Source organism: Nostoc sp., assembly GCF_036917535.1.
In the GTDB taxonomy this organism is placed as follows: domain Bacteria; phylum Cyanobacteriota; class Cyanobacteriia; order Cyanobacteriales; family Nostocaceae; genus Nostoc.
This window is the reverse complement of the sequence record NZ_JBALDA010000056.1, coordinates 1-20065: the sequence shown is the minus strand read 5'-3', so window position 1 is coordinate 20065 and position 20065 is coordinate 1. Positions and strand designations below refer to the sequence as shown.

General features: G+C 41.8%; 21 protein-coding genes and 1 tRNA gene. 11 read left to right on the top strand and 11 right to left on the bottom strand.

Translation table 11 applies throughout. The features are described from left to right. Positions 1 to 115: 115 nt before the first annotated feature. Positions 116 to 1627 carry a threonine ammonia-lyase, biosynthetic gene (gene ilvA, locus V7K56_RS18340; protein WP_334912295.1) on the bottom strand — a complete coding sequence of 504 codons (1512 nt, stop codon included), beginning with the start codon at positions 1625 to 1627 and terminating at the stop codon, positions 116 to 118. Between the two features lie 404 nt (positions 1628 to 2031). On the opposite strand from ilvA, the gene V7K56_RS18335 reads away from it, so the two are divergent. Next, positions 2032 to 2337: an RNA recognition motif domain-containing protein gene (locus tag V7K56_RS18335; RefSeq protein WP_334912294.1), complete on the top strand. Its 306-nt coding sequence runs from the start codon at positions 2032 to 2034 to the stop codon at positions 2335 to 2337. A gap of 442 nt (positions 2338 to 2779) precedes the next feature. Continuing rightward, a complete protein-coding gene (locus V7K56_RS18330; protein WP_334912293.1) occupies positions 2780 to 3787 on the top strand; it encodes an aldo/keto reductase in 1008 nt (335 codons plus the stop codon). A gap of 137 nt (positions 3788 to 3924) precedes the next feature. Here the strand turns inward: V7K56_RS18330 and V7K56_RS18325 are convergent, their stop codons facing one another. Further along, positions 3925 to 4320 (bottom strand): hypothetical protein, encoded by a 396-nt coding sequence (locus tag V7K56_RS18325; protein WP_334912292.1) that lies wholly within the window; start codon positions 4318 to 4320, stop codon positions 3925 to 3927. Positions 4321 to 4857: 537 nt separating this feature from the next. Here V7K56_RS18325 and V7K56_RS18320 point away from each other — a divergent pair. Both V7K56_RS18320 and V7K56_RS18315 read left to right on the top strand, forming a co-directional pair. After that, positions 4858 to 5289, top strand: a complete 432-nt coding sequence (locus tag V7K56_RS18320; protein WP_334912291.1) for a hypothetical protein — start codon at positions 4858 to 4860, stop codon at positions 5287 to 5289. Between the two features lie 114 nt (positions 5290 to 5403). Continuing rightward, positions 5404 to 8247, top strand: a complete 2844-nt coding sequence (locus V7K56_RS18315; RefSeq protein WP_334912290.1) for a tetratricopeptide repeat protein — start codon at positions 5404 to 5406, stop codon at positions 8245 to 8247. Positions 8248 to 8439: 192 nt separating this feature from the next. Here the strand turns inward: V7K56_RS18315 and V7K56_RS18310 are convergent, their stop codons facing one another. After that, a complete protein-coding gene (locus V7K56_RS18310; protein ID WP_334912289.1) occupies positions 8440 to 8826 on the bottom strand; it encodes a type II toxin-antitoxin system VapC family toxin in 387 nt (128 codons plus the stop codon). Positions 8827 to 8828: 2 nt separating this feature from the next. Continuing rightward, positions 8829 to 9077 carry a type II toxin-antitoxin system Phd/YefM family antitoxin gene (locus tag V7K56_RS18305; protein ID WP_334912288.1) on the bottom strand — a complete coding sequence of 83 codons (249 nt, stop codon included), beginning with the start codon at positions 9075 to 9077 and terminating at the stop codon, positions 8829 to 8831. 268 nt (positions 9078 to 9345) lie between these two features. Between V7K56_RS18305 and V7K56_RS18300 the strand changes: the two genes are divergently transcribed. The 4 genes from V7K56_RS18300 (at position 9346) to V7K56_RS18285 (ending at position 10423) form a co-directional block, all read left to right on the top strand. Next, positions 9346 to 9603: a type II toxin-antitoxin system ParD family antitoxin gene (locus tag V7K56_RS18300; protein ID WP_334912287.1), complete on the top strand. Its 258-nt coding sequence runs from the start codon at positions 9346 to 9348 to the stop codon at positions 9601 to 9603. 76 nt (positions 9604 to 9679) lie between these two features. Next, positions 9680 to 9964: a hypothetical protein gene (locus V7K56_RS18295; RefSeq protein WP_334912286.1), complete on the top strand. Its 285-nt coding sequence runs from the start codon at positions 9680 to 9682 to the stop codon at positions 9962 to 9964. A gap of 27 nt (positions 9965 to 9991) precedes the next feature. Continuing rightward, positions 9992 to 10237 carry a hypothetical protein gene (locus V7K56_RS18290; protein ID WP_334912285.1) on the top strand — a complete coding sequence of 82 codons (246 nt, stop codon included), beginning with the start codon at positions 9992 to 9994 and terminating at the stop codon, positions 10235 to 10237. A 63-nt stretch (positions 10238 to 10300) separates the two neighbouring features. After that, the gene (locus V7K56_RS18285) at positions 10301 to 10423 is read left to right on the top strand and encodes a hypothetical protein (RefSeq protein ID WP_334912284.1); all 123 of its coding nucleotides are present in this window, start codon (positions 10301 to 10303) and stop codon (positions 10421 to 10423) included. A 3-nt stretch (positions 10424 to 10426) separates the two neighbouring features. Here the strand turns inward: V7K56_RS18285 and V7K56_RS18280 are convergent, their stop codons facing one another. Further along, positions 10427 to 11236: a Uma2 family endonuclease gene (locus V7K56_RS18280; protein ID WP_334912283.1), complete on the bottom strand. Its 810-nt coding sequence runs from the start codon at positions 11234 to 11236 to the stop codon at positions 10427 to 10429. Between the two features lie 64 nt (positions 11237 to 11300). Next, the gene (locus V7K56_RS18275; protein WP_334912282.1) at positions 11301 to 12527 is read right to left on the bottom strand and encodes a hypothetical protein; all 1227 of its coding nucleotides are present in this window, start codon (positions 12525 to 12527) and stop codon (positions 11301 to 11303) included. A 358-nt stretch (positions 12528 to 12885) separates the two neighbouring features. On the opposite strand from V7K56_RS18275, the gene V7K56_RS18270 reads away from it, so the two are divergent. Continuing rightward, a complete protein-coding gene (locus V7K56_RS18270) occupies positions 12886 to 13476 on the top strand; it encodes a chromophore lyase CpcT/CpeT (protein WP_334912281.1) in 591 nt (196 codons plus the stop codon). A 246-nt stretch (positions 13477 to 13722) separates the two neighbouring features. Then, positions 13723 to 13793: transfer RNA gene (locus V7K56_RS18265), tRNA-Cys, on the top strand. Between the two features lie 39 nt (positions 13794 to 13832). On the opposite strand, the gene V7K56_RS18260 is transcribed toward V7K56_RS18265, so the two are convergent. The 5 genes from V7K56_RS18260 to V7K56_RS18240 all read right to left on the bottom strand — a co-directional run bounded on the left by V7K56_RS18260 (position 13833) and on the right by V7K56_RS18240 (position 17490). Then, positions 13833 to 15179: a glutamate-cysteine ligase family protein gene (locus V7K56_RS18260; protein WP_334912280.1), complete on the bottom strand. Its 1347-nt coding sequence runs from the start codon at positions 15177 to 15179 to the stop codon at positions 13833 to 13835. Between the two features lie 158 nt (positions 15180 to 15337). After that, positions 15338 to 15520 carry a hypothetical protein gene (locus tag V7K56_RS18255; RefSeq protein ID WP_334912279.1) on the bottom strand — a complete coding sequence of 61 codons (183 nt, stop codon included), beginning with the start codon at positions 15518 to 15520 and terminating at the stop codon, positions 15338 to 15340. Between the two features lie 176 nt (positions 15521 to 15696). Beyond that, entirely contained in the window at positions 15697 to 16290 is a 594-nt protein-coding gene (locus V7K56_RS18250) for a pentapeptide repeat-containing protein (protein ID WP_334912278.1), read from the bottom strand. Positions 16291 to 16395: 105 nt separating this feature from the next. Further along, positions 16396 to 16635, bottom strand: coding sequence for a hypothetical protein (locus tag V7K56_RS18245; protein ID WP_334912277.1), 240 nt, complete (start codon positions 16633 to 16635; stop codon positions 16396 to 16398). Between the two features lie 495 nt (positions 16636 to 17130). Further along, complete coding sequence (locus tag V7K56_RS18240) at positions 17131 to 17490, bottom strand: hypothetical protein (RefSeq protein WP_334912276.1); 360 nt, start codon at positions 17488 to 17490, stop codon at positions 17131 to 17133. A gap of 254 nt (positions 17491 to 17744) precedes the next feature. Here V7K56_RS18240 and V7K56_RS18235 point away from each other — a divergent pair. Beyond that, on the top strand, positions 17745 to 20065 hold a 2321-nt coding region (locus V7K56_RS18235), incomplete at its 3' end, for an NB-ARC domain-containing protein (protein ID WP_334912275.1).

The window sequence follows — 20065 nt, the reverse complement described above, 5'->3', positions numbered from 1 at the left end:
CCGGCTTCCGGCGTTGGCGCAGCCCGCCGTAGGCATCAGAACTTCAAAGAGAGATTTATTTAATAATTCTCCCTTGTCCCCCTTATCCTCCCAATCCCCACTCCCCACTCCCCGCCTATCCCAAAAACAGCTTGTATGCCGGATTTTTGTTTTCATCCCAATAACGATAGCCCAGGCGATCAAGAAAAGCTTGCCAATCTTTCATCTCGTGGGGGGGAACCTGGATACCGACAACGATTCGTCCGTAGTCTGCACCGTTGTTGCGGTAGTGAAAAAGACTAATATTCCAGTCGGGACTCATGGAAGTAACAAACTTCATCAATGCGCCGGGACGTTCGGGAAACTCAAAACGGTAGAGCAATTCATTTTGAGCCAGGGGAGAGTGTCCACCCACCATGTGCCGCAGATGTAGTTTAGTTAGCTCATCGTCCGTTAGATCAAGGGTTTCAAATTCATGAGCTTCAAAGGTTTCTACCATCTTGACAGCATCAGCACGGTTTTGAATTTGCACGCCGACAAAAATATGGGCTGTTTTTTCGTCGGCAATGCGATAATTAAACTCTGTCAGATTACGGTTGCCAATACATTCACAAAACTGGCGAATACTTCCCCGTTGCTCTGGAATTGTGACTGCAAAGATTGCTTCGCGGCGTTCGCCCAACTCTGCTCGTTCTGCTACAAAGCGGAGGCGATCAAAATTCATGTTTGCACCACAGGCGACAGCAATTAAAGTTTGTCCCTCGATTTGTTCTCGTTCGGCGTAGGCTTTGGCAGCTGCGATCGCTAATGCACCAGCTGGTTCTAAAATTGATCGCGTATCCTCAAATACGTCTTTAATCGCAGCACAAGTATCGTCTGTACTCACCAAAATAATTTCATCTACATACTGCTGACATAAACGGAAGGTTTCTTCACCTACTTCCCGCACCGCCACGCCATCAGCAAATAACCCTACTTGGGACAAGCGCACCCGATGTCCGGCTTTGAGTGATTGAGACATGGCATCAGCATCTACTGGTTCAACACCAATAATCTTGATTTCGGGACGCAACCGTTTTACATAAGCCCCAATCCCAGAAATTAATCCACCGCCGCCAATTGCCACAAAAATTGCATGGATGGGTTGTTGATATTGCCGTAAAATTTCCATCCCGATTGTTCCCTGTCCAGCAATCACATGGGGATCGTCAAAGGGATGAATAAAAGTCAATCCTTTTTCTACTTCTAATTCACGCGCATAGCTATAAGCATCGTCATAAGTGTTTCCATATAACACCACTGCTCCACCCCTCATTCTCACTGCATCTACCTTCACTTGAGGTGTAGTTATTGGCATGACAATAATCGCTCTGGTTCCTAACCGTTGGGCAGCAAGGGCGACTCCTTGAGCATGGTTTCCCGCAGATGCAGCAATTACACCCTGTGCCAATACATCTGCTGGCAGTTGCACCATCTTGTTATAAGCACCCCGCAGTTTAAAAGAAAATACTGACTGCATATCCTCACGTTTCAACAAAAGTTGATTATTCAGCCGCGCAGATAAATTTGGAGCAGACTCCAGTGGTGTTTCCTGGGCAACATCATACACACGGGCAGTCAGGATTTGGATGAGGTAGTCGCAAAACATGGGCGTCAAGCTGTTAGCAAATGCTGGATGGAAATTAATTTTACGTTACAAGCGATCGCACTGCTTTTATGGAATTGCCCTCTCTGGAAATTTTGATTGAATAAAATTTAAAAATTACTAATTAATATTTTTTGAAGAGAAATAAATTCAGTTCTGGAAATTTTTTGAGCGCTGCGAATTTCATGCGATCGCTAGTAGGTTGATTTTAAACGAGTGTTGCCAACTGTTCGAGTATTTAAATCGACAGATTAAGTATACTCTTGCTTAATAACATAACATCTCAATTTATGTTAAAGTATGCGTGGAAGATAGAAATTCGGCTGTACAGTTTGTTTTTATATGTACTTGTATTACAGACCTCTCCGGATCTAAATCTCTACATCCTCTGATTCTGGAGACATTTTATGTCAATTTACGTCGGCAATCTATCTTATCAGGTTAAAGAAGATGACCTCCGCCAAGTCTTTGCAGAATATGGAACAGTCAAAAATGTTCAATTGCCTACCGACCGAGAAACAGGTCGGATGAGAGGTTTCGGCTTTGTGGAATTGGAATCAGATGCAGAAGAACAAGCGGCAATTGATGCCCTTGATAACGCTGAATGGATGGGTCGAAGCTTAAAAGTTAATAAAGCCAAGCCCAAGACAGACAGAGGTTCTTCTGGTGGTAGACGAGGAAACTATGGTGGTGGTGGTGGTGGCCGTTATTAAAGACTAAAACCAAAAATTTAACTTTAAGAGGATGTTTGAAAAGTCTCTAATGATGTGTCAAATATTTTTTTACCCCTCCCTAACCCTCCCCTTGTAAAGGAGAGGGAACCAGATTTTTCTTGTTTCCCCCCAATACATCGGGGAGCCACTGCGTTCCGGAGGTTCCCTCCGTTGTAGCAAGTGGCGTGGGACTAAGGGGGGTAACAACGCAATTAAAATCACAACTAACCACTTTTCAAACAACCTCTAAAGTCTTAAGGGCAGACAAAGAGTCTGCCTTTTTTGTGCTTCTGTTAAACGAAGAAAGGCAGAGAGAAATTATTTTCTACAACCTCCTGCCTCCGACCTCCAACTTCCTACCTCCTGCCCCCTGCCTTTCTTTGATGAATGATTTCTGCTATATATGCCTGATAATTAATAAGACAATCTACAAATAGCAAAGATGCAGACTCTCCAAAAACTCTCACTCCCAAGCATGGGCTGCGGTACTTGGGCCTGGGGCAACCAACTGCTTTGGGGATATGACGAAAGTATGGATGAGCAGTTGCAAGCCGTCTTTAACCTTTGTGTGAGCAACGGTGTAACTTTATTTGATACAGGTGATTCTTACGGAACTGGGAGATTGAACGGTCGCAGTGAGTCACTTCTAGGACGATTCAACCGAGAATATGTAGGTTCAGGCAAAGAAAATATTTGTATTGCAACTAAGCTTGCTGCTTACCCGTGGAGATGGACACGTCAATCAATGATAAAGGCTTGTCAGTCATCTGCCCAACGCCTGGGAAGAAATGTCGATTTGGTACAGATGCATTGGTCAACAGCAAACTATGCTCCTTGGCAAGAAGAAGGACTTTTAGATGGTCTTGCAGATTTGTATGAGCAAGGACTGGTCAAGGGAGTAGGATTATCAAATTATGGGCCGAAACGGCTTCAGCGAGTGCAGAAAAAATTCGCTCAACGAGGTGTTTCGATTACAACTCTGCAAGTTCAATACTCTCTGTTGTCTACATATCCTGTCACCCAACTCCAGCTCAAAGACCTTTGCGATCAGTTGGACATTAAATTGATTGCCTATAGCCCTTTAGCTTTGGGACTATTGACAGGAAAATACTCTGAGCAAGGCCCTTTGCCTAAAGGTATTCGAGGTCTGTTATTTAAGCAAATATTATCAGGAATGCGTAGAGGCAAAGCGGCTTCTGCTAGCAAATCGCTTTTGGAATGTTTGCAAGAGGTGGCACAGTTCAGAAACAAAACTATGTCACAGGTAGCAATTAATTGGTGCATCTGTAAAGGAACTATTCCTATCCCCGGAGCAAAGAGCGTGGAACAAGCGAGGGAGAATATTGGTGCGTTGGGTTGGCGATTAGACGCTGGTGAGATTGCAGAGTTGGATCAGGCGGCGGCGAATGCAGATAAAAAAATGGTACAAAATATCTTTCAAACTAAGTGAAATTACAATGTCGCTGGATTAGAATATGAATCATTGCAAACACGTGTTTTGACCACGACTGATATGGGAATGGTGTAGTTCAATTATTTGAAAAGCGCTTTCAAATCAAGACTTTTGTTAGGAGTCTATTGATGAGCTTATGCAGTTTGGGTATTATTATTAGAGACTTCATCTGTACTAGCTTTCAAGCGATTGACTAAGCTTTTGCGGACGCGATCGCTTTTGCGAACACCACCCGCCATCTCATATTCATGGCTGTCTTTGCCGTACTTAAAGGCAACTCCCAGGAGCATTTTTTCAGTCAGATCGCTCAAACTTTTTTCCAACTCTTTCATCTCATTTGTGTAAGAGTCAATCATAGCTAGAGTAATATTATAAATATCTATTTTGCTACGGTACTGCTGAATTATTTGTGTAAGATTTTGCAAGTTCCGAGCATCCCCAAAATCCATGCCAGGATCGATTGCTTTAAGTCCGGCGATTCTCAATTCAGCTTTTTCTAAAACGCGATATGTACGCTTTTGCCGAGGCATAATTATCTTCTTTTTATGGTGTTCTAGAGCTAGCTTGCCCTACTAAAGCCTAATTTTGGTTGGGTAAAATCCACAAATATTGGTATCGAGTGTAACGATAGACTCAGCAATATCAACTAAAAATATGATGTTTGTCACGAAAATCGTCGTGGTGGTAACTAAATTTGTAATATTGTAACGAAAATAATCATGTTTGTAACAAAAATCGTCGTTGTGGTAACTAAACTCGTTATTTTAGTAACAAACTCGTAATATTGTAACGAAAATAATCGTGTTTGTAACAAAAATCGTCGTCGTGGTAACTAAACTCGTTATTTTAGTCACTTAAAGCGCGATGTTGGTGGCGATGTTAGTAACGGTAACTAGTTTCAATTCCAAAAACTTAGATATCACAGGCAATTAATTGACATAGTAATGCTGAACTCTGCAAAATCTGTAACACTCAGTTAAATCTAGGTTTTTTAACTTAGCTGCGAAATTTATCACAAAAGCGCTGTGTTAATAAGTAAATAAAATACACATAGTCAAGGCAGGATTATGATACTTGAAACTGCGGCGATCGCGATCGGCTCTGTAATAGCTACCAAAGCCCTAGAAAAAACAACCGAAAAGGTAACAGAAACTTTATTAGATAAGACTAGTAAGTTTCTCGTCACCCTCAAAAAACAGTCTCCCCATACTGTAGTTGCTATAGAGAAAGCACCAGAGCAACCACTTGATTATGGCAAAGCTTTACTAGAGGTTGAATCGGCTGCTAAAGCTAATCCCGAAGTGGCTCAAGCTGCACAAGAATTGGTACAAGCAGCCAAAGCTGAAAAAAATATCAATTTTATTCAATCTTTACAACAACAAGCTGACTTTCTAAAGTCGCAACAGTCGTCAAGTGTCATCAACTATCAGAAGTTAGCAGATGAAATCAAAAATGTCTTTCAGGGCAACACATTTAACGCCCCAGTCACCTTTAACTGACTAAAGTCGTCTGACGGGGAACGGACAAAGTTAACTCCCACAAAATTTATTCCTTATCGCGGTTCTGTTCATTTCGTCGGGCGAGAAACGGAACTGACAATACTGCATGAAGACTTGCAGCGCAAAGACTATGTAGCAATAGCCGGAATGGGTGGCGTAGGCAAAACTGAATTAGCTACCCAATACGCCAGACGATATCAACAAGATTATGGGGGAATTGCCTGGTTTAACGACAGAGAAACCAATCTCGCCGCCGAAGTTTTAGAGTTTTTCCGGTTACAGTTTGGTTTGGAGATTCCCCAAGAATTAGGAGGCAGACTTTTAAGCCTTCAACAACAAGTCGCCTGGTATTGGTCTAAATATCCCGACTCTAACTTGCCGATTTTAATCGTCTTCGATGACGTGACTGATTTAGACAACCTCCGCGAAGTCGTTCCCAAAGATAACCGCTTCCGAGTCTTAATTACTACTCGACTGCGGCGTTTAGACCCGAATTTTATTCAAGAGATTCCTTTAGATATTCTCTCGCCCCAAAAAGAACCAGGCAAAGCTTTAGAACTGTTAAAACAATTGTTGGGAGAAACAGATAAGCGAGTTGAAAACCAATCACAAGCTGCAACAAATATATGTGAATGTCTAGAATATTTGCCCTTGGGGATAGAGTTAGTTGGAGGTTATTTGCTACGCGACCCGGACATATCTTTAGATATCATGTTTGGGCGATTGCAAGAACGTAAATTAGCAGAAGCAGCTTTACAAGACCGGAAAACTCTCAACTCAACTCAACTGGGAGTCAAAGCCGTTTTTGCTTTAACTTGGTCAGAACTTGACCCACTGGCGCAACAATTAGGAATATTTTTGAGTTTATTTTCTCCTATACAGATTCTTTGGGATTTAGTTATTTGGGTGGCGACAGAAGGTCAAAAAGCAGAGGAGCAGGGGAGCAGGGGAGCAGAGGAGAAAAACAGCCCACAAACGGAAGTAGGAGACTTAGACACCTTCCAAGGTGAAGAAAACAGTCCCCCTTGCTCCCCGCTCCCTGCTCCCTTGCCTCTTTTAACTTGGTCAGAAGATGAATTAAACGCAGCTAAAAAGCAACTCTACGGGTGCAACTTGCTGCAATTGGTGGAACAAAAGGCAGGATATTATAAAATTCATGCCTTAGTGCGGTGGTTTTTGCAAGGGCAGTTAACAATCTCTGGCGAAATCAAATCAGTTTTAGAAACAACCTTCGCCACTGCCATGATAACCGTTGCCCAAATCATTCCTGATTCTGCCACTTCTAAGCAGATTGAAAGCATCAGAGATGTCGTTCCCCATCTCGAAGACCTGGGTAAACGTATAATTGCAGAGATTGAGCAAGCAAAAGAAGCACAGATAATTTCTCTAGCATCAGTCCCTAGCGATGAAGCAATTGGGATATTTGTGGGAATAGGAAGATTTTACGAAGGACAAGGATTATATCAATTAGCAGAACCTTGGCGTGAAGAATGCGTAAATGTTTGCCAGTCCTTGTTTGCTGGCGACCATTCCGATGTGGCTACTAGCTTGAACAATTTAGCTAGTCTCTACAATAGCCAAGGGCGGTACAGCGATGCCGAACCACTATACACTGATGCTTTAGCAATGATAAAGCGCCTGTTTGCTGGCGACCATCCCGATGTGGCTACTAGCTTGAACAATTTAGCTAGTCTCTACAATAGCCAAGGGCGGTACAGCGATGCCGAACCACTATTCAGTGATGCTTTGGCAATGAGAAAGCGCCTGTTTGCTGGTGACCATCCCAATGTGGCTACTAGCTTGAACAATTTAGCTGGTCTCTACGATAGCCAAGGGCGGTACAGCGATGCCGAACCACTATACAGTGAAGCTTTGGCAATGAGAAAGCGCCTGTTTGCTGGCGACCATCCCAATGTGGCTACTAGCTTGAACAATTTAGCTTACTTCTACTATAGCCAAGGGCAGTACAGCGATGCCGAACCACTATACAGTGAAGCTTTGGCAATGACAAAGCGCCTGTTTGCTGGCGACCATCCCGATGTGGCTAGAAGCTTGAACAATTTAGCTTCCCTCTACGATAGCCAAGGGCGGTACAGCGATGCCGAACCACTATACATTGAAGTTTTGGCAATGACAAAGCGCCTGTTTGCTGGCGACCATCCCAATGTGGCTACTAGCTTGAACAATTTAGCTTACTTCTACTATAGCCAAGGGCGGTACAGCGATGCCGAACCACTGTACAGTGAAGCTTTGGCAATGAGAAAGCGCCTGTTTGCTGGCGACCATCCCAATGTGGCTACTAGCTTGAACAATTTAGCTTACTTCTACTATAGCCAAGGGCAGTACAGCGATGCCGAACCACTATACAGTGAAGCTTTGGCAATGACAAAGCGCCTGTTTGCTGGCGACCATCCCGATGTGGCTAGAAGCTTGAACAATTTAGCTTACTTCTACGATAGCCAAGGGCGGTACAGCGATGCCGAACCACTATACAGTGAAGTTTTGGCAATGACAAAGCGCCTGTTTGCTGGCGACCATCCCAATGTGGCTACTAGCTTGAACAATTTAGCTTACCTCTACAAAAGCCAAGGGCGGTACAGCGATGCCGAACCACTATACATTGAAGTTTTGGCAATGACAAAGCGCCTGTTTGCTGGCGACCATCCCGATGTGGCTAGAAGCTTGAACAATTTAGCTTACTTCTACGATAGCCAAGGGCGGTACAGCGATGCCGAACCACTATACATTGAAGTTTTGGCAATGTGCCAAAGGGTGTTAGGCGTTAATCATCCGACTACAGCGACAATTCGAGAAAATCTAACAATTCTACAACGCCAGTCTACTCCCCGTGCTATCCGCAAAGGTCGGTTAGGTCAGTTTGTACAAATATTAAAGACGATATTAATTTTACCGTTTTCTCTGTTGTGGCGATTGGCTAAAAAATTAATTCGTAATTAAAAGAGCGAGTCTAGGCGATATTTGCAATCTACTAATTTTAAGTGATCGCTTTTCTGTGATCAACGAAGGTGCGATCGTTGATTAGCGATCGCTTTTATGATTGCGTTGCTGGAGCGATCGCTTTTCTCTGATCAACACAAATGCGTCGGCGTAGCCCATCGTAGGTGATCGCTTTTGTCTAAAAAAATTCTTTTACCAGATAGTCTCGACAGAATACTGTGCAATTTTCTGGTCGATGGTCACAATTGGCAAATTCTCTACTTGACTTTGGGCAATTAGAATCCGGTCAAACGGATCTCGGTGAATGTTTGGCAAAGTGGCAACTTGTAGAGTGTGTGTCATTTGAATGTCTAGACTCTCGAAGCGGTTCAGTGCTAGTCGATTTGGAATATATTCTTCTACAGGTTCAGGTAAAGTTAGCTTACCCGATTTAGTCTTGATGACAATCTCCCAGACACTTGCCACGCTCAAAAATAAAATATTACCTGAATCAGCAATTATACTGCGACTGTTGGAAGATAACTGAGAGTCATCTGTCACCCACCAAAGAAATACATGGGTATCCAGTAAAGCTCTCATCTTTAAACTAGATTAGAACTTTCAAAATCATTTAAGATATCTTCTGGTAAAGGCTCGTTAAAATCTGGTGCAATGATAACTTTACCTTTATCCAACCCTGGAATTCGAGGTGAGGCTGTATCTGTGAGAGCGACTAAGCGTGCAACTGGAATACCCTTTTGTGCAATCACGACCTCTTCACCAAGTAATACCTGACTCAGCAATTCAGAAAACTTGGCAGTTACTTCAGAAACATTGACGGTGATACTCATTTGCCCAAGTAATTGTTAATTCCTAATATTTCTTAGGATAACACTGGCTATAATCGCATTTTTCAATCTTGTGGTCATGACCCGATTATTCGCACAGATGCGTACTCCTGCAAAGCATCTCATAGAGAAACAGCTTATTGTCAGACATCTCTATTCTCTGATAAACACAAATATAATGGGGCAAGCTAATCGCAGAAATTTTTCCAAAAACAACGCCTAACAACCTTGATAAGATGGAAAAAATAGTTTAAGCTCACTGCCTTTGGTTATGAGTAGCATTAATATTTCCTTACCTGAGTCGATGAAAGCTTTTGTTGAAGAACAAGTCGCTCTAGGTGGCTACGGTTCAGTTAGCGAATATCTACAAGAATTAATTACTCAAGACCAAAAACGCAAGATGCAAGAACATATAAAAGAACTTTTAATTGCAGGACTTGAAAGTGGAGAGACAATAGAAGTTAATGAGCAATGGTGGCTGCAAAAACGCACACACTTGATAAACCAGCTGCATCAAGAGAAACAATGACCAAGCGGATAGTCATTACACCCAAAGCCAGTTGAGATATTGATGAGTATTTGGAGTATTAATTCTATTTACCTTTATGAACTTTCCTCCTCAACTCCAACAAAAGATTGAAAAATGGGCAAATAGTCAGGGAATTTCGACTGAGCAGTTTGTTTTGCAAGCTATTGCAGAAAAAATTGCCACGCTGAGTCAGCAAGTCACTGAAGAAGATACTCAACAAAACTCTGAGATGACCAATGTACTGCCTCTTAACCAACCAAATATTTATCGAAAAGAAGGGATTTTAGTTGTAGAGGCAGAACTACCAGAAAACTTTGATGTTAATGCTTTTATAGATGAGTTGAGACAAGAACGCATTTAGGATCAAATAACTTAATGAAAGTTTTGTTTGATACTTCTCCTCTTAGTTCCTGCATTCATTGTCAATCACCCGCAACATTCTGTTTGCTTTTCCAAGATTAAAGCTGCAAAATCTGGACAAATTCAAGGGTTTATCTCAACTCACAGTTTAGCTGAAACATATTCTGTGATCACACGCTTACCCATTCAGCCGCGTATTAGTCCCCAACAAGCTGAGATGATTATTGTAGATATAGCAGGAGGCAGGGGGCAGCAGGCAGAAGGCAGGAGGTAAAAACATTATTCTTCCTGACATTCACGATTGTCATTATGTCCTAACCTATATGACTACGGTTATATGTCACAGTATTTAGAGGGAGTTCCACTGCTTTTCAATCACTATCAGACTGCGATCGCTCAAATGATAACCTTAAATCTTCCAGGTGGCGGTATTTTTGATGCTTTTTCAGACATCCTCTAAGTTCTACGTTTCTATCTCAGATACATTCAAACCCGTTAACCTCGCTACCTGTTCTACTGTCATCCCAGACTCAAGTAAGTTGCGTGCAGTTTTTAATAACTGTGATTCTGCCTTGTCTGCCCTTTGGCGTTCTTGTTCTGCCCTTTGGCGTTCTTGTTCTGTCCTTTGGTTTTCTTGTTCTGCCCTTTGACGTTCCTTTTCTTCAGGAGTTGGCAGCAATTCCCCTGCCAAATTTGCCCAGCGTAACCAAGTAGAATTAATACCTTTATAATTTCCCTGCCACAACTGCAATGCTAACCCTAAAGATTGACTCACCAACTGATTTTGAGCATTGAATGCAATAGGTTGATAAGCTCCTTTTTCATTAGAGAAACCAGCCAGATCATTAGGGTTAAAAGGGTCATACCAGAAATATTCTGGCACACGCATTTGATTTTGATAAATCAGCTTTTTCTCATTTTTGTCTGCTTGGGCTGTGCTGTCAGAAAGCAATTCAATGACTACATCTGGTGCTTTCTCCTCTTCCCAAACCACCCAACTGCGACGTTCTCCTTTCGGGACTCCCAGCACAGCAAAAAAGTCTGGCCCTTTAAAGTCTTTGTTTCGCACCTGGGCCAGACTGTAGTAAACAAACATATTACCGCCGATAAACCCATCCTCTCGTTCTTCCAACCAAGGTATCAGAGCATCGATTAGCAAATCCATCTGGGCTTTGTGTCGCGCGCTTTCCATCGGAATACCGTCATCGTCTGGTAATTCTGCTTGGGTGGGTGGGAGTTGAATATCTGGTGCAGCTAGGATAGTTTCTGACATAGCTTTTCACCTTGTGGGTAAGCGTGACGGGTATTTTTATGTTAAGCGATCGCAGAAACTTCAGTTAATTTGCTTTCGACAGTTTTTCAATTTGTCCAGTAAAATATGCTTCTTCATGTTTGAGTTGTTGCGCCAGTTTTAACCCTTGTTGAAAAGCTGTTAGTGCTTGAGGAAATTCTTTGCGTTCTAGATACAATTGCCCAATTTGGTCATAAGCTTGCATCATTCCGTAAAAGTTGGCGGCTTGCGCCTGTATCTGCACCAAAATTTCGCTAGCCTGCAAAGCCTCTTGTGTTTGTCCTTGGGAACGATACAGCGCAATTAACTTCTGCAAAGCATCACCAGCACGAACGTACTCCTTTAATTGCCAAGCAGTAGTATAAGCTTCTTGATAATTATTAAAAGCTTCTAGCAGTAATTTAGGATCTTTCTTGGCTAAAGATTCGTAATCTGAAGCGATCGCTAGCTTTAATTCTAATATTTCCGTAAGATTATTTTCATTGGCATAAATTTCTGTTAGTTTGTTAAGTATATTCAAAGACTGCTGCGGTTGGTCTGTCTGCTCGTAAATATAAGCCAGTTGTTGCAGATATGTTACTTCGTTGACGCGATCGCCTTGGGATGTAGCTAAACTCAACAATTCTTCGTAGATTGGCGCAGCTTTGCGATAATCAAACCAACTCAAATGCAGTTCTCCAATTGTTTTGAGGGTTTCTAATACTGCTGTTCGATCTTGTTGTTGTCGCACTACTAGCAAAACTTGGTCATAAGCTTCTATAGCCAGTTTAGACGATCGCACATTTTTGTAAGCTTCACCTAGCGATTGCCATAATTCTAGATCGATTGGGGTAGTTTTTTTCTGAGATTGGGCTTGCTTTTGAATTGCTTGCAATCGTTGCGTAATATATTGTACTTCTTGTGCGTCATTTTGCTTCCAAGCGATCGCCCCAACTCGTGATAATGCTTGCACCTCTGCTAATGAACCTAAAAACCGCCGCAAACGCAATTCTCGGTTCCAAATTTCAAACGCCGCAACCGATTCACCTGCTTGCAGTTTCGCCGCCGCTTCTTGATTTAACGCATCCAACGCTGGTTCTAACTTTTGCCGTTCTTGGGGAGTTAACGGTTGTTTATCCTTGGGCGAACGTGGTGACAGTGGATCGGGTGTGGTAATCTCTAGAGGGCTAGGAGGAAATTGATCGGGTGGTTTCGGCGGTTTACTCTCTGCCAGTGCAAAGGAATTGCTAAAGAGTATAGTGGCAGTAGCGATCGCAATTAAGTGCCTGAGCATGGGTACTTTACTTTATCTTGAGTGATTTGCATGAGATAATTAGCAATTATCCCTATGCCCTATTATTGACTAACTATTCTCCAGCTATACAAGAAAAGCCTACCTGAGAGCTATGTGGCTTCAGCACACAAATGAAAGGCAGTGTGCGGATTTTGCCAAAATAAATGCCTAACTAGTTTTAGTTATTAGGTACAAGATGTAAGCAGTTTGACTTGTATTGAAGCAGCCTAATTTTCTCCAGTCAAAGCATCCATCGTAGATATAATCTAAAAATTGCGATCGCAGCCAGGATTTTTGAGTCAGGGGAATGTCAAAATAATCCTAGATAATATTTAAGTAACTAGTTGATCGTTTTGTAATGACTCATTCTACTGATATCGCCACTTTAGCCCGCTGGATGGCAGCTGACTTTAGCAATCAAGAACAAGCTTTTGAAAATCCGCCTTTTTATGCTCATATCCGCGTGTGTATCCGTCCCCTTCCCTTAGAGTTGTTCTCAGGGGTAAGTTTATTTCTCGAACAAGCTTATGATTTTGCGCTCAATCAACCCTACCGGATGCGGGTAATGAAGTTAATTCCGGTAGAAAACCACATTGCGATTGAACACTACACCGTTAAACAAGAAGAGAAATTTTACGGTGCATCTCGCGAACCCGAACGCCTCAAAGATTTGTCTCTTGACCAATTAGAAAAAATGTCAGGTTGCAACATGGTTGTAGAGTGGACAGGAAAAAGCTTCAAAGGCAGAGTTGAACCTGGTAAAGGCTGCATAGTGTTTCGCGACGGCAAAAATACTTATCTGGATAACGAATTTGAGATTGACGCTAAAGAATTTTTCAGCCTCGACCGGGGAAGGGACTTAGACACCGATGAACGTCTCTGGGGTTCTATCGCTGGCCCATTTCACTTTCTCCGTTGGGGTAGTTTTGCCGATGAAGTAAAGGTGTAACAATTTAGGAGTGAGGAGTTACAACCCAAAACTCTTTTTAATCTGCTAAGAGTAGTTTGTGGTTTGGTCAACTTGTAATCGCCACCTTTTAGCGATCGCCTAAAAACTACCAAAAACATCCAGTTAACCTACTATCTCTACCTCAGAATCCTATGCTATCATGGTTTAACTAGCGCCCTATGGCTACTAAATGCCTACTAAGACATCTGCGTAGAAACATTAAAGTAGTTCAGGAAATTTTGTTGTGGCGGCATAGCCAAGTGGTAAGGCAGAGGTCTGCAAAACCTTCACCCCCGGTTCAAATCCGGGTGCCGCCTTTAAGAAATACAAGCATTACAGGGCTTTTAAGCCCTTTTTTAATACTGCTGTAGTAACAATCGTTCATCAGTATCCAACGCTGCTAGAGGATTTTCTGTGTCTATCCATGAAACCTGTGCTTCTAGCTTGTCACAACAAGAGCGCACTAAATCCAAACCAACATCTAATGGAAGTTGAGCAGTTGTCTGTGTAAACTCTTGCAATATCCCAGCTTCTATCGTCTGATATTGATCGAGGTGTTTGCTCAGTTTTGCTAAAAAATTTGCTCCTTCGCCACCCTCTGCGCTGGCAAACTGCAAAATTGAATTGACGTAAGCCCTAACTTTGGGATTTTTAACTCCCTCTGTAGCTGAGGTATAGAGCAGTTCACCATTTAGATATTCAAAATCTGGTACATACAGACTAGAGCCAACTAGTTCAAATATCTGCATTTCTTTAGCTGGTTTAACCGTTAACTTCTCCCGCCTGACTCGATTAGCTGCCTTCTCAAGCAATGTAATTACAGCTAAAGTTACCGATGGATAGTTACTATCTATACATCTAATTTCAACAGTGCCGATTTTGTTGAGTCTAATTGGATTCCAAGCTGACTTGAGTAAGCTGATTTCTGCTTCTAATATCAGGTTTGGTTCAATTCCGGCTTTTTCCATCGCTTGCAACCAAGCATAGTAACGAGCAAAGTGCTCTTCAACTAAACCCTCTACACTTAATGCATAAGGCATGAGTCCGCCGACAGGCTGTAAATGAGTGTAAACTCCTTCCCAGCCAAAGGTTTCACTACCTCGATAACGAATTGTGTGCGCGGCTAGCCCGATCGCCTGTCCTTCATAATAGGGACACGCCCGCGTCAGGGAAATGAGTGCTGAGTCGCAAGCTGTAGCTAAATTATAGATATTTAGTAATTCTTCTCGCTCTGCTGATGTCGAGTTGTAGGAGACTGCAACACTAGGGTCAATTACCCCAGCCGGGACTTCTAAATGCAGGTGTGTACCTGTACATTTGGCGGCGTGCAAGAATTTCTCATAGCCGACAGTCCGCGCTTGGATATGGTAATTAGGGTGATCGCGCATAACTGGTGTAATATGCAAAGGGTAGCTAGACAGAGGGTAAAGGCGTAAACCCATCTGTTGCGCCACACAAAGCGCCAATTTGAGATTTTTGAGATAAACTTTTGCTAGTTCTGTACCAGTGTCAGCAGGAGGTGTGTTAATTTCTACCATGCTTTTGACGAACTCTGGCACAAAGTACTTTGGGTCTAAACCTTGTGTTTGCGCCATTAAGTGACAATCTTTCAAAAACTCATCGGCGCGATCGCTTAAGTTACCAGCCTCATCTACCAAAAAAAATTCTTGCTCAAGACCGATACGACGCTTAACTACATTCATCTAAACCTCCGCAAGGGTAATCCCGCCACCATCCCTACACAAATAACAAATTTAGACTCGCCCACAAACTGAATAGAAACCATCCAGTTACCTAGATATCCTTTGCATACTGGCTCTGTTTGAGGCAATCCGATTGCATTTCCGTCAATAGGAGGCTATCAGGCGTAGAACTTGCCAGCATTTTCTACCTTGCCGCAACAAAACTGTCTCAATCCTTTCTCGGCTTGGGGGATTGACTGTGGTAGTGTGTCCAGAATCTCTTGTGATAAATCTATATTAGTAGTAGTGGAGACACAATCAAATTGTGTTTCCCGCAGATTTAACCAAGAGGAGAAAATCATATCACGTCCCTCGTCAGGTTCACAAACTGATAAACTTGCTTGGGAGCAACGCGATTTTCTGAAGTCGGGCAAAAACGAGCGATCGGCAAAGTTATTTATATTATCATAAAATAATTTTGCAAGACGTCTAATCTACTGGCTCAATGCTTATCACGAAAAGCCATAAATTTGCTTATTTATCTCATGCATTGACCCATCGTGGAGAAGTTGTTTAGTAGCCTTTGGAGACAAAGGGGTCTATTGTATGGTTTTAGGAAAATGCCGGCACCGATGAGAGCAACCAAAATTGGTACGGCTACATACTGAACATACCATCTGATATTTTCGGCTTTAGATGCAGAATTTTTCAAAATTGCACCTCGATTTTTCAGATCGTACTTCATATCTTCAGTTAGTTCATCACAACCTTCAAATACTGCATTTTCCATTTTCACGTCACTCAATATAGTGTTGCTCAATTTGACTTTTCTTAGGATAGAACACCGTAAATCTGAGCCAGTTAAATTTGCGCCAGCCAGATTCGCTTGAAACAAATTAGCCCCATTGAGCTTTGCATTATGCAATTTAGCCCCGCACAAACTAGCGTTTGTTAAATTGGCACCACATAGTTGTGTATCCTTTAGATTGGCACCATTTAAATTACAGTGACTCAAATTACAACCATTAAGCTTAGTGCCTATGAAGAGATAGTGGCTAAAGTTTTGGTTGCTTAAATCGCGGCAACTCAAGTCTTGCTGGGAAAAGTCATTATTATTTTGAATCGAATGCATAGATTTTTCCTTGTGTGTGAATAGGCGTAATTAGAGAGAAGCTGCCAACTACGCTTTTGTTATACAAAAGCTCCCAAGATTTATCTACTGCTATACAAGGGCGAATTAACGAGAAGACTCATAAATTATGGCGACCGCAAAAAAACAGAAGATAAAGACAGCAATACGTAAAAGCCATTCCCATACTCTTAGATCTAGAAGCATCTGAACAATTGTAGAAGCTCCAAAAACTCTAAATATGACCAATGCAATCGCAAAACCAAGCAGAGTCAGCATAAAATATTTCAGACCCTTACAAGCCCAATCGAATAAGAGATTACGGTCATCATTTAGTTTAGTTTTCATGGTTTTTACCTTTTTCAGAGTGAAATTTAGAGAGAAATGCACCCTCGACTACAGCAACCGAGAGTAGTTGCAACATGCTAAAAGTTTGATACTGCGTTTATGTGTGCATCAAAACTGACAATTTTTGCTGGACTACATATTTTCTCCGCTCACAGTAGAGGATGAACACCTCTAAAAACTTGGAGCCGTGTAGTTTTGTTTAAGTAATTGCATCTTACGATTTTGTTCATAGATTAGGACTTACGCACACTCTACGATTCTTGGCGTTCTTGGCGGTTCGATAAATTAAGCTTTTTGGCGATTTTTGCGTAAGTCCTATAGATATCAGACCCTCATTTTCTATGTAAATTCCAACAACAAAGCTGGTCAGCGACATATCACTGACCAGCTTTTGTGATTAAGTTCTAATCCTCCCAGCTTGCTAATAAACTAAGTTTTTAATTATTCAATTTAGTTCAAACAACTATTTTTTACACAAAAAGCAGATGCAATAAACTAAACCGCTTTCTTTGACCCCGTACATATTCGGTAGGAAGGTCCAACTGTCACAATGAATGTTCTTGTATCAGGATATTTTAGATTAATAACACCATATCCATGCCCCAAAGATAAAGCAGTGAGAGCTGCTTGCAGAAAAAGCGATGGACAATTAATCTCTTTATTCTCGACTAAATTCATCAAATCAAAAAGTGATATCGGAAGGGAATGCTCAAGCGCAAAATCTCCTAGTTGTTCTTTAGAAAAACTAAAGCTGCCTACATTCGGAACAAGCAAATCTAAATTATTTCCCTCTATAGTTCTTAACCTAAAATCTAGCGGACAACCTGGCCTAGGCATATTTTTAATTAATTCCATAATCACCCCAGTGTCCATAAAGCCTTAGCCTCCTCTTGTGCGAGTGCGCTTGCGTCTGTGTTTGTTTACGTGTTCTTGAATGGTATCACCATGTCGGTTTATCTGTCAATCAATGTGTCAGTCTTAAGATTATTACAGGGTTGAATGATATAATTATGTCGGTTTATATATCAATCAATGTCAGTATTAAGACTATTACAGGTTGGTTTATAGTGGTAATATAATGGCTGTAAAGCTTTTTAATGCAGACACTTATGGCAAAACCAACTTTACAAGCTTCCCCACAAGGAATCCAGCTTGTCAAAAAAGCGTTAATCGAGCGAGGGTTAACGCAAAAGATGCTAGCCGATAAGCTAGGAATTCATCGTTCAGTAATTAGTGCCTTGCTTAACGGCAAACCGATTTTATTGGAGAATTTTCGCCAGATTGGAGCAGACTTGGGTTTTGAGCAAGACTTGTACAAAATTACTATCTCCGAACCAATGGTTAACCAAGACTTAACTGAGTCGAGTCATAAAGACGAGGCTGAGATAACATCTTCATATTTGGTGCAAAAAGTACACAGTCAGGTAAGAGATATCAACAAGCGCGTTTCTTGGAGTGAAGCACCTAGTAGTGATGTCTTCTGCGGACGGGAAGCAGAACTGTGCACACTCAAGCAGTGGATTGTCGAGGATAACTGCCGACTAGTGGCACTATTGGGTATGGGAGGAATCGGCAAAACAACTTTGTCTGTGAAGCTAGCATACGAGATTCAAAATAAGTTTAAGTACTTTATTTGGCGAACTCTCCGCAATGCTCCACCTGTCGAAGAGATGTTGGCGGACCTGATCCGATTTTTATCTGATGAGGAGGAAACTGATTTACCAGAAAACGTAAATGATAGAATTACGCTACTGATTAATTATTTACAAAAGCACCGGAGTCTTTTAGTACTAGATAATGCTGAAACGATTTTGCAAGAAGGGAAACGCGCTGGGGAATATAGAGAAGGATATGAAGGTTATGGTGAGTTATTAAGACGGGTGGGAGCACAACCTCATATTAGCTGCTTAGTGCTGACTAGTCGCGAAAAACCGAAAGAATTCGCACCTTTGGAGGGAGAAGAATCACCAGTCAGAACGATTTCATTACTTGGCTTGGGACAAACAGAAGGGCAAGTAATTCTCAAGGATAAAGGCTTGACTGGGTTGGAGCAAGAATGGGAACAACTAGTTAAGAAATATTCAGGCAATCCCTTGGCATTAAAGTTAGTTTCTGAACCAATTCGAGAGTTATTTGGTGGTAAGATTGGTGCTTTTCTAGATGCAGGGAAGATAATTTTTGGCGATACTCGTGATTTATTAGATCAACAGTTTAAGCGCGCCTCAAAGTTAGAAAAAGAAATCATGTACTGGTTGGCAATTAAGCGTGAAGCAGTTTCGCTGGAGGATTTGCTAGATAGTATTGTAAGTGACTTGCAAAAAAGGGAATTACTGGAAGCTTTAGAATCCCTACGACAGCGATCGCTCATTGAGAAAAGTGCAGCACTTTTCACGCTTCAACCTGTGGTTATGGAGTACATGATAGACCGACTCATTGAGGAGGTATGTCAAGAAATTACCACAGGTGAAATATTAGCACTATTCATGAGCCATACGCTGATTGAAGCTACTGCTAAAGACTATATTAGAGGTATTCAAATTCGCCTCATCTTAAAGCCAATAGCACAAAAATTGCTAAATGTTTTTATAATTCCAAAAATTATTGAAGAAAAACTAACTGAAATCCTATCGCAACTGCGAAATAAATCTTTTGTCAAACCAGGATATGCAGGAGGTAATGCTCTCAATCTACTTTGTCACCTAAAGACCAATTTAAGTGACTATGACTTTTCTCATCTGGCAGTTTGGCAAGCGTACCTCCAGGATGTGAATTTGCATCGTGTCAATTTCGCTTACTCGGATCTCAGAAAATCGGTTTTTGCTGAAACTTTGGGTACTATTTCATCGGTGGCATTTAGCCCAGATGGTAAATTTTTAGCTACAGGTGACGCTGATAACCAGATTCATTTATGGCAAGTTTCAAATGAAAAATCACTTTTTACCTGCACAGGACATACCAGTCGGGTACGGTCTGTTGCTTTTAGTCCAGATAGTCGGATTTTAGCAAGTGCCAGTGATGACAAAACAGTAAAGCTGTGGAATGTTGAAACCGGGCAATGCATCAAAACCTTGGAGGGGCATACGAGTTGGGTATGGTCAGTTGCCTTTAGTCCAGATAGTCGGATTTTAGCAAGTGCCAGTGATGACAAAACAGTAAAGCTGTGGAATGTTAAAACTGAGCAATGCATTAAAACCTTGGAGGGGCATACACATCGAGTATGGTCAGCTGCCTTTAGTCCAAATGGACATACTTTGGTAAGCGGCAGCGAGGATCACACACTAAAGCTGTGGGATGTTAAAACCGGGCAATGCCTCAAAACCTTTGAGGGGCATATGAGTTGGGTACGGACTGTTGCTTTTAATCCCAATGGTGATACCTTAGCTAGTGGTAGTGACGACCAAACAGTGAAATTGTGGGATGTTAAAACCGG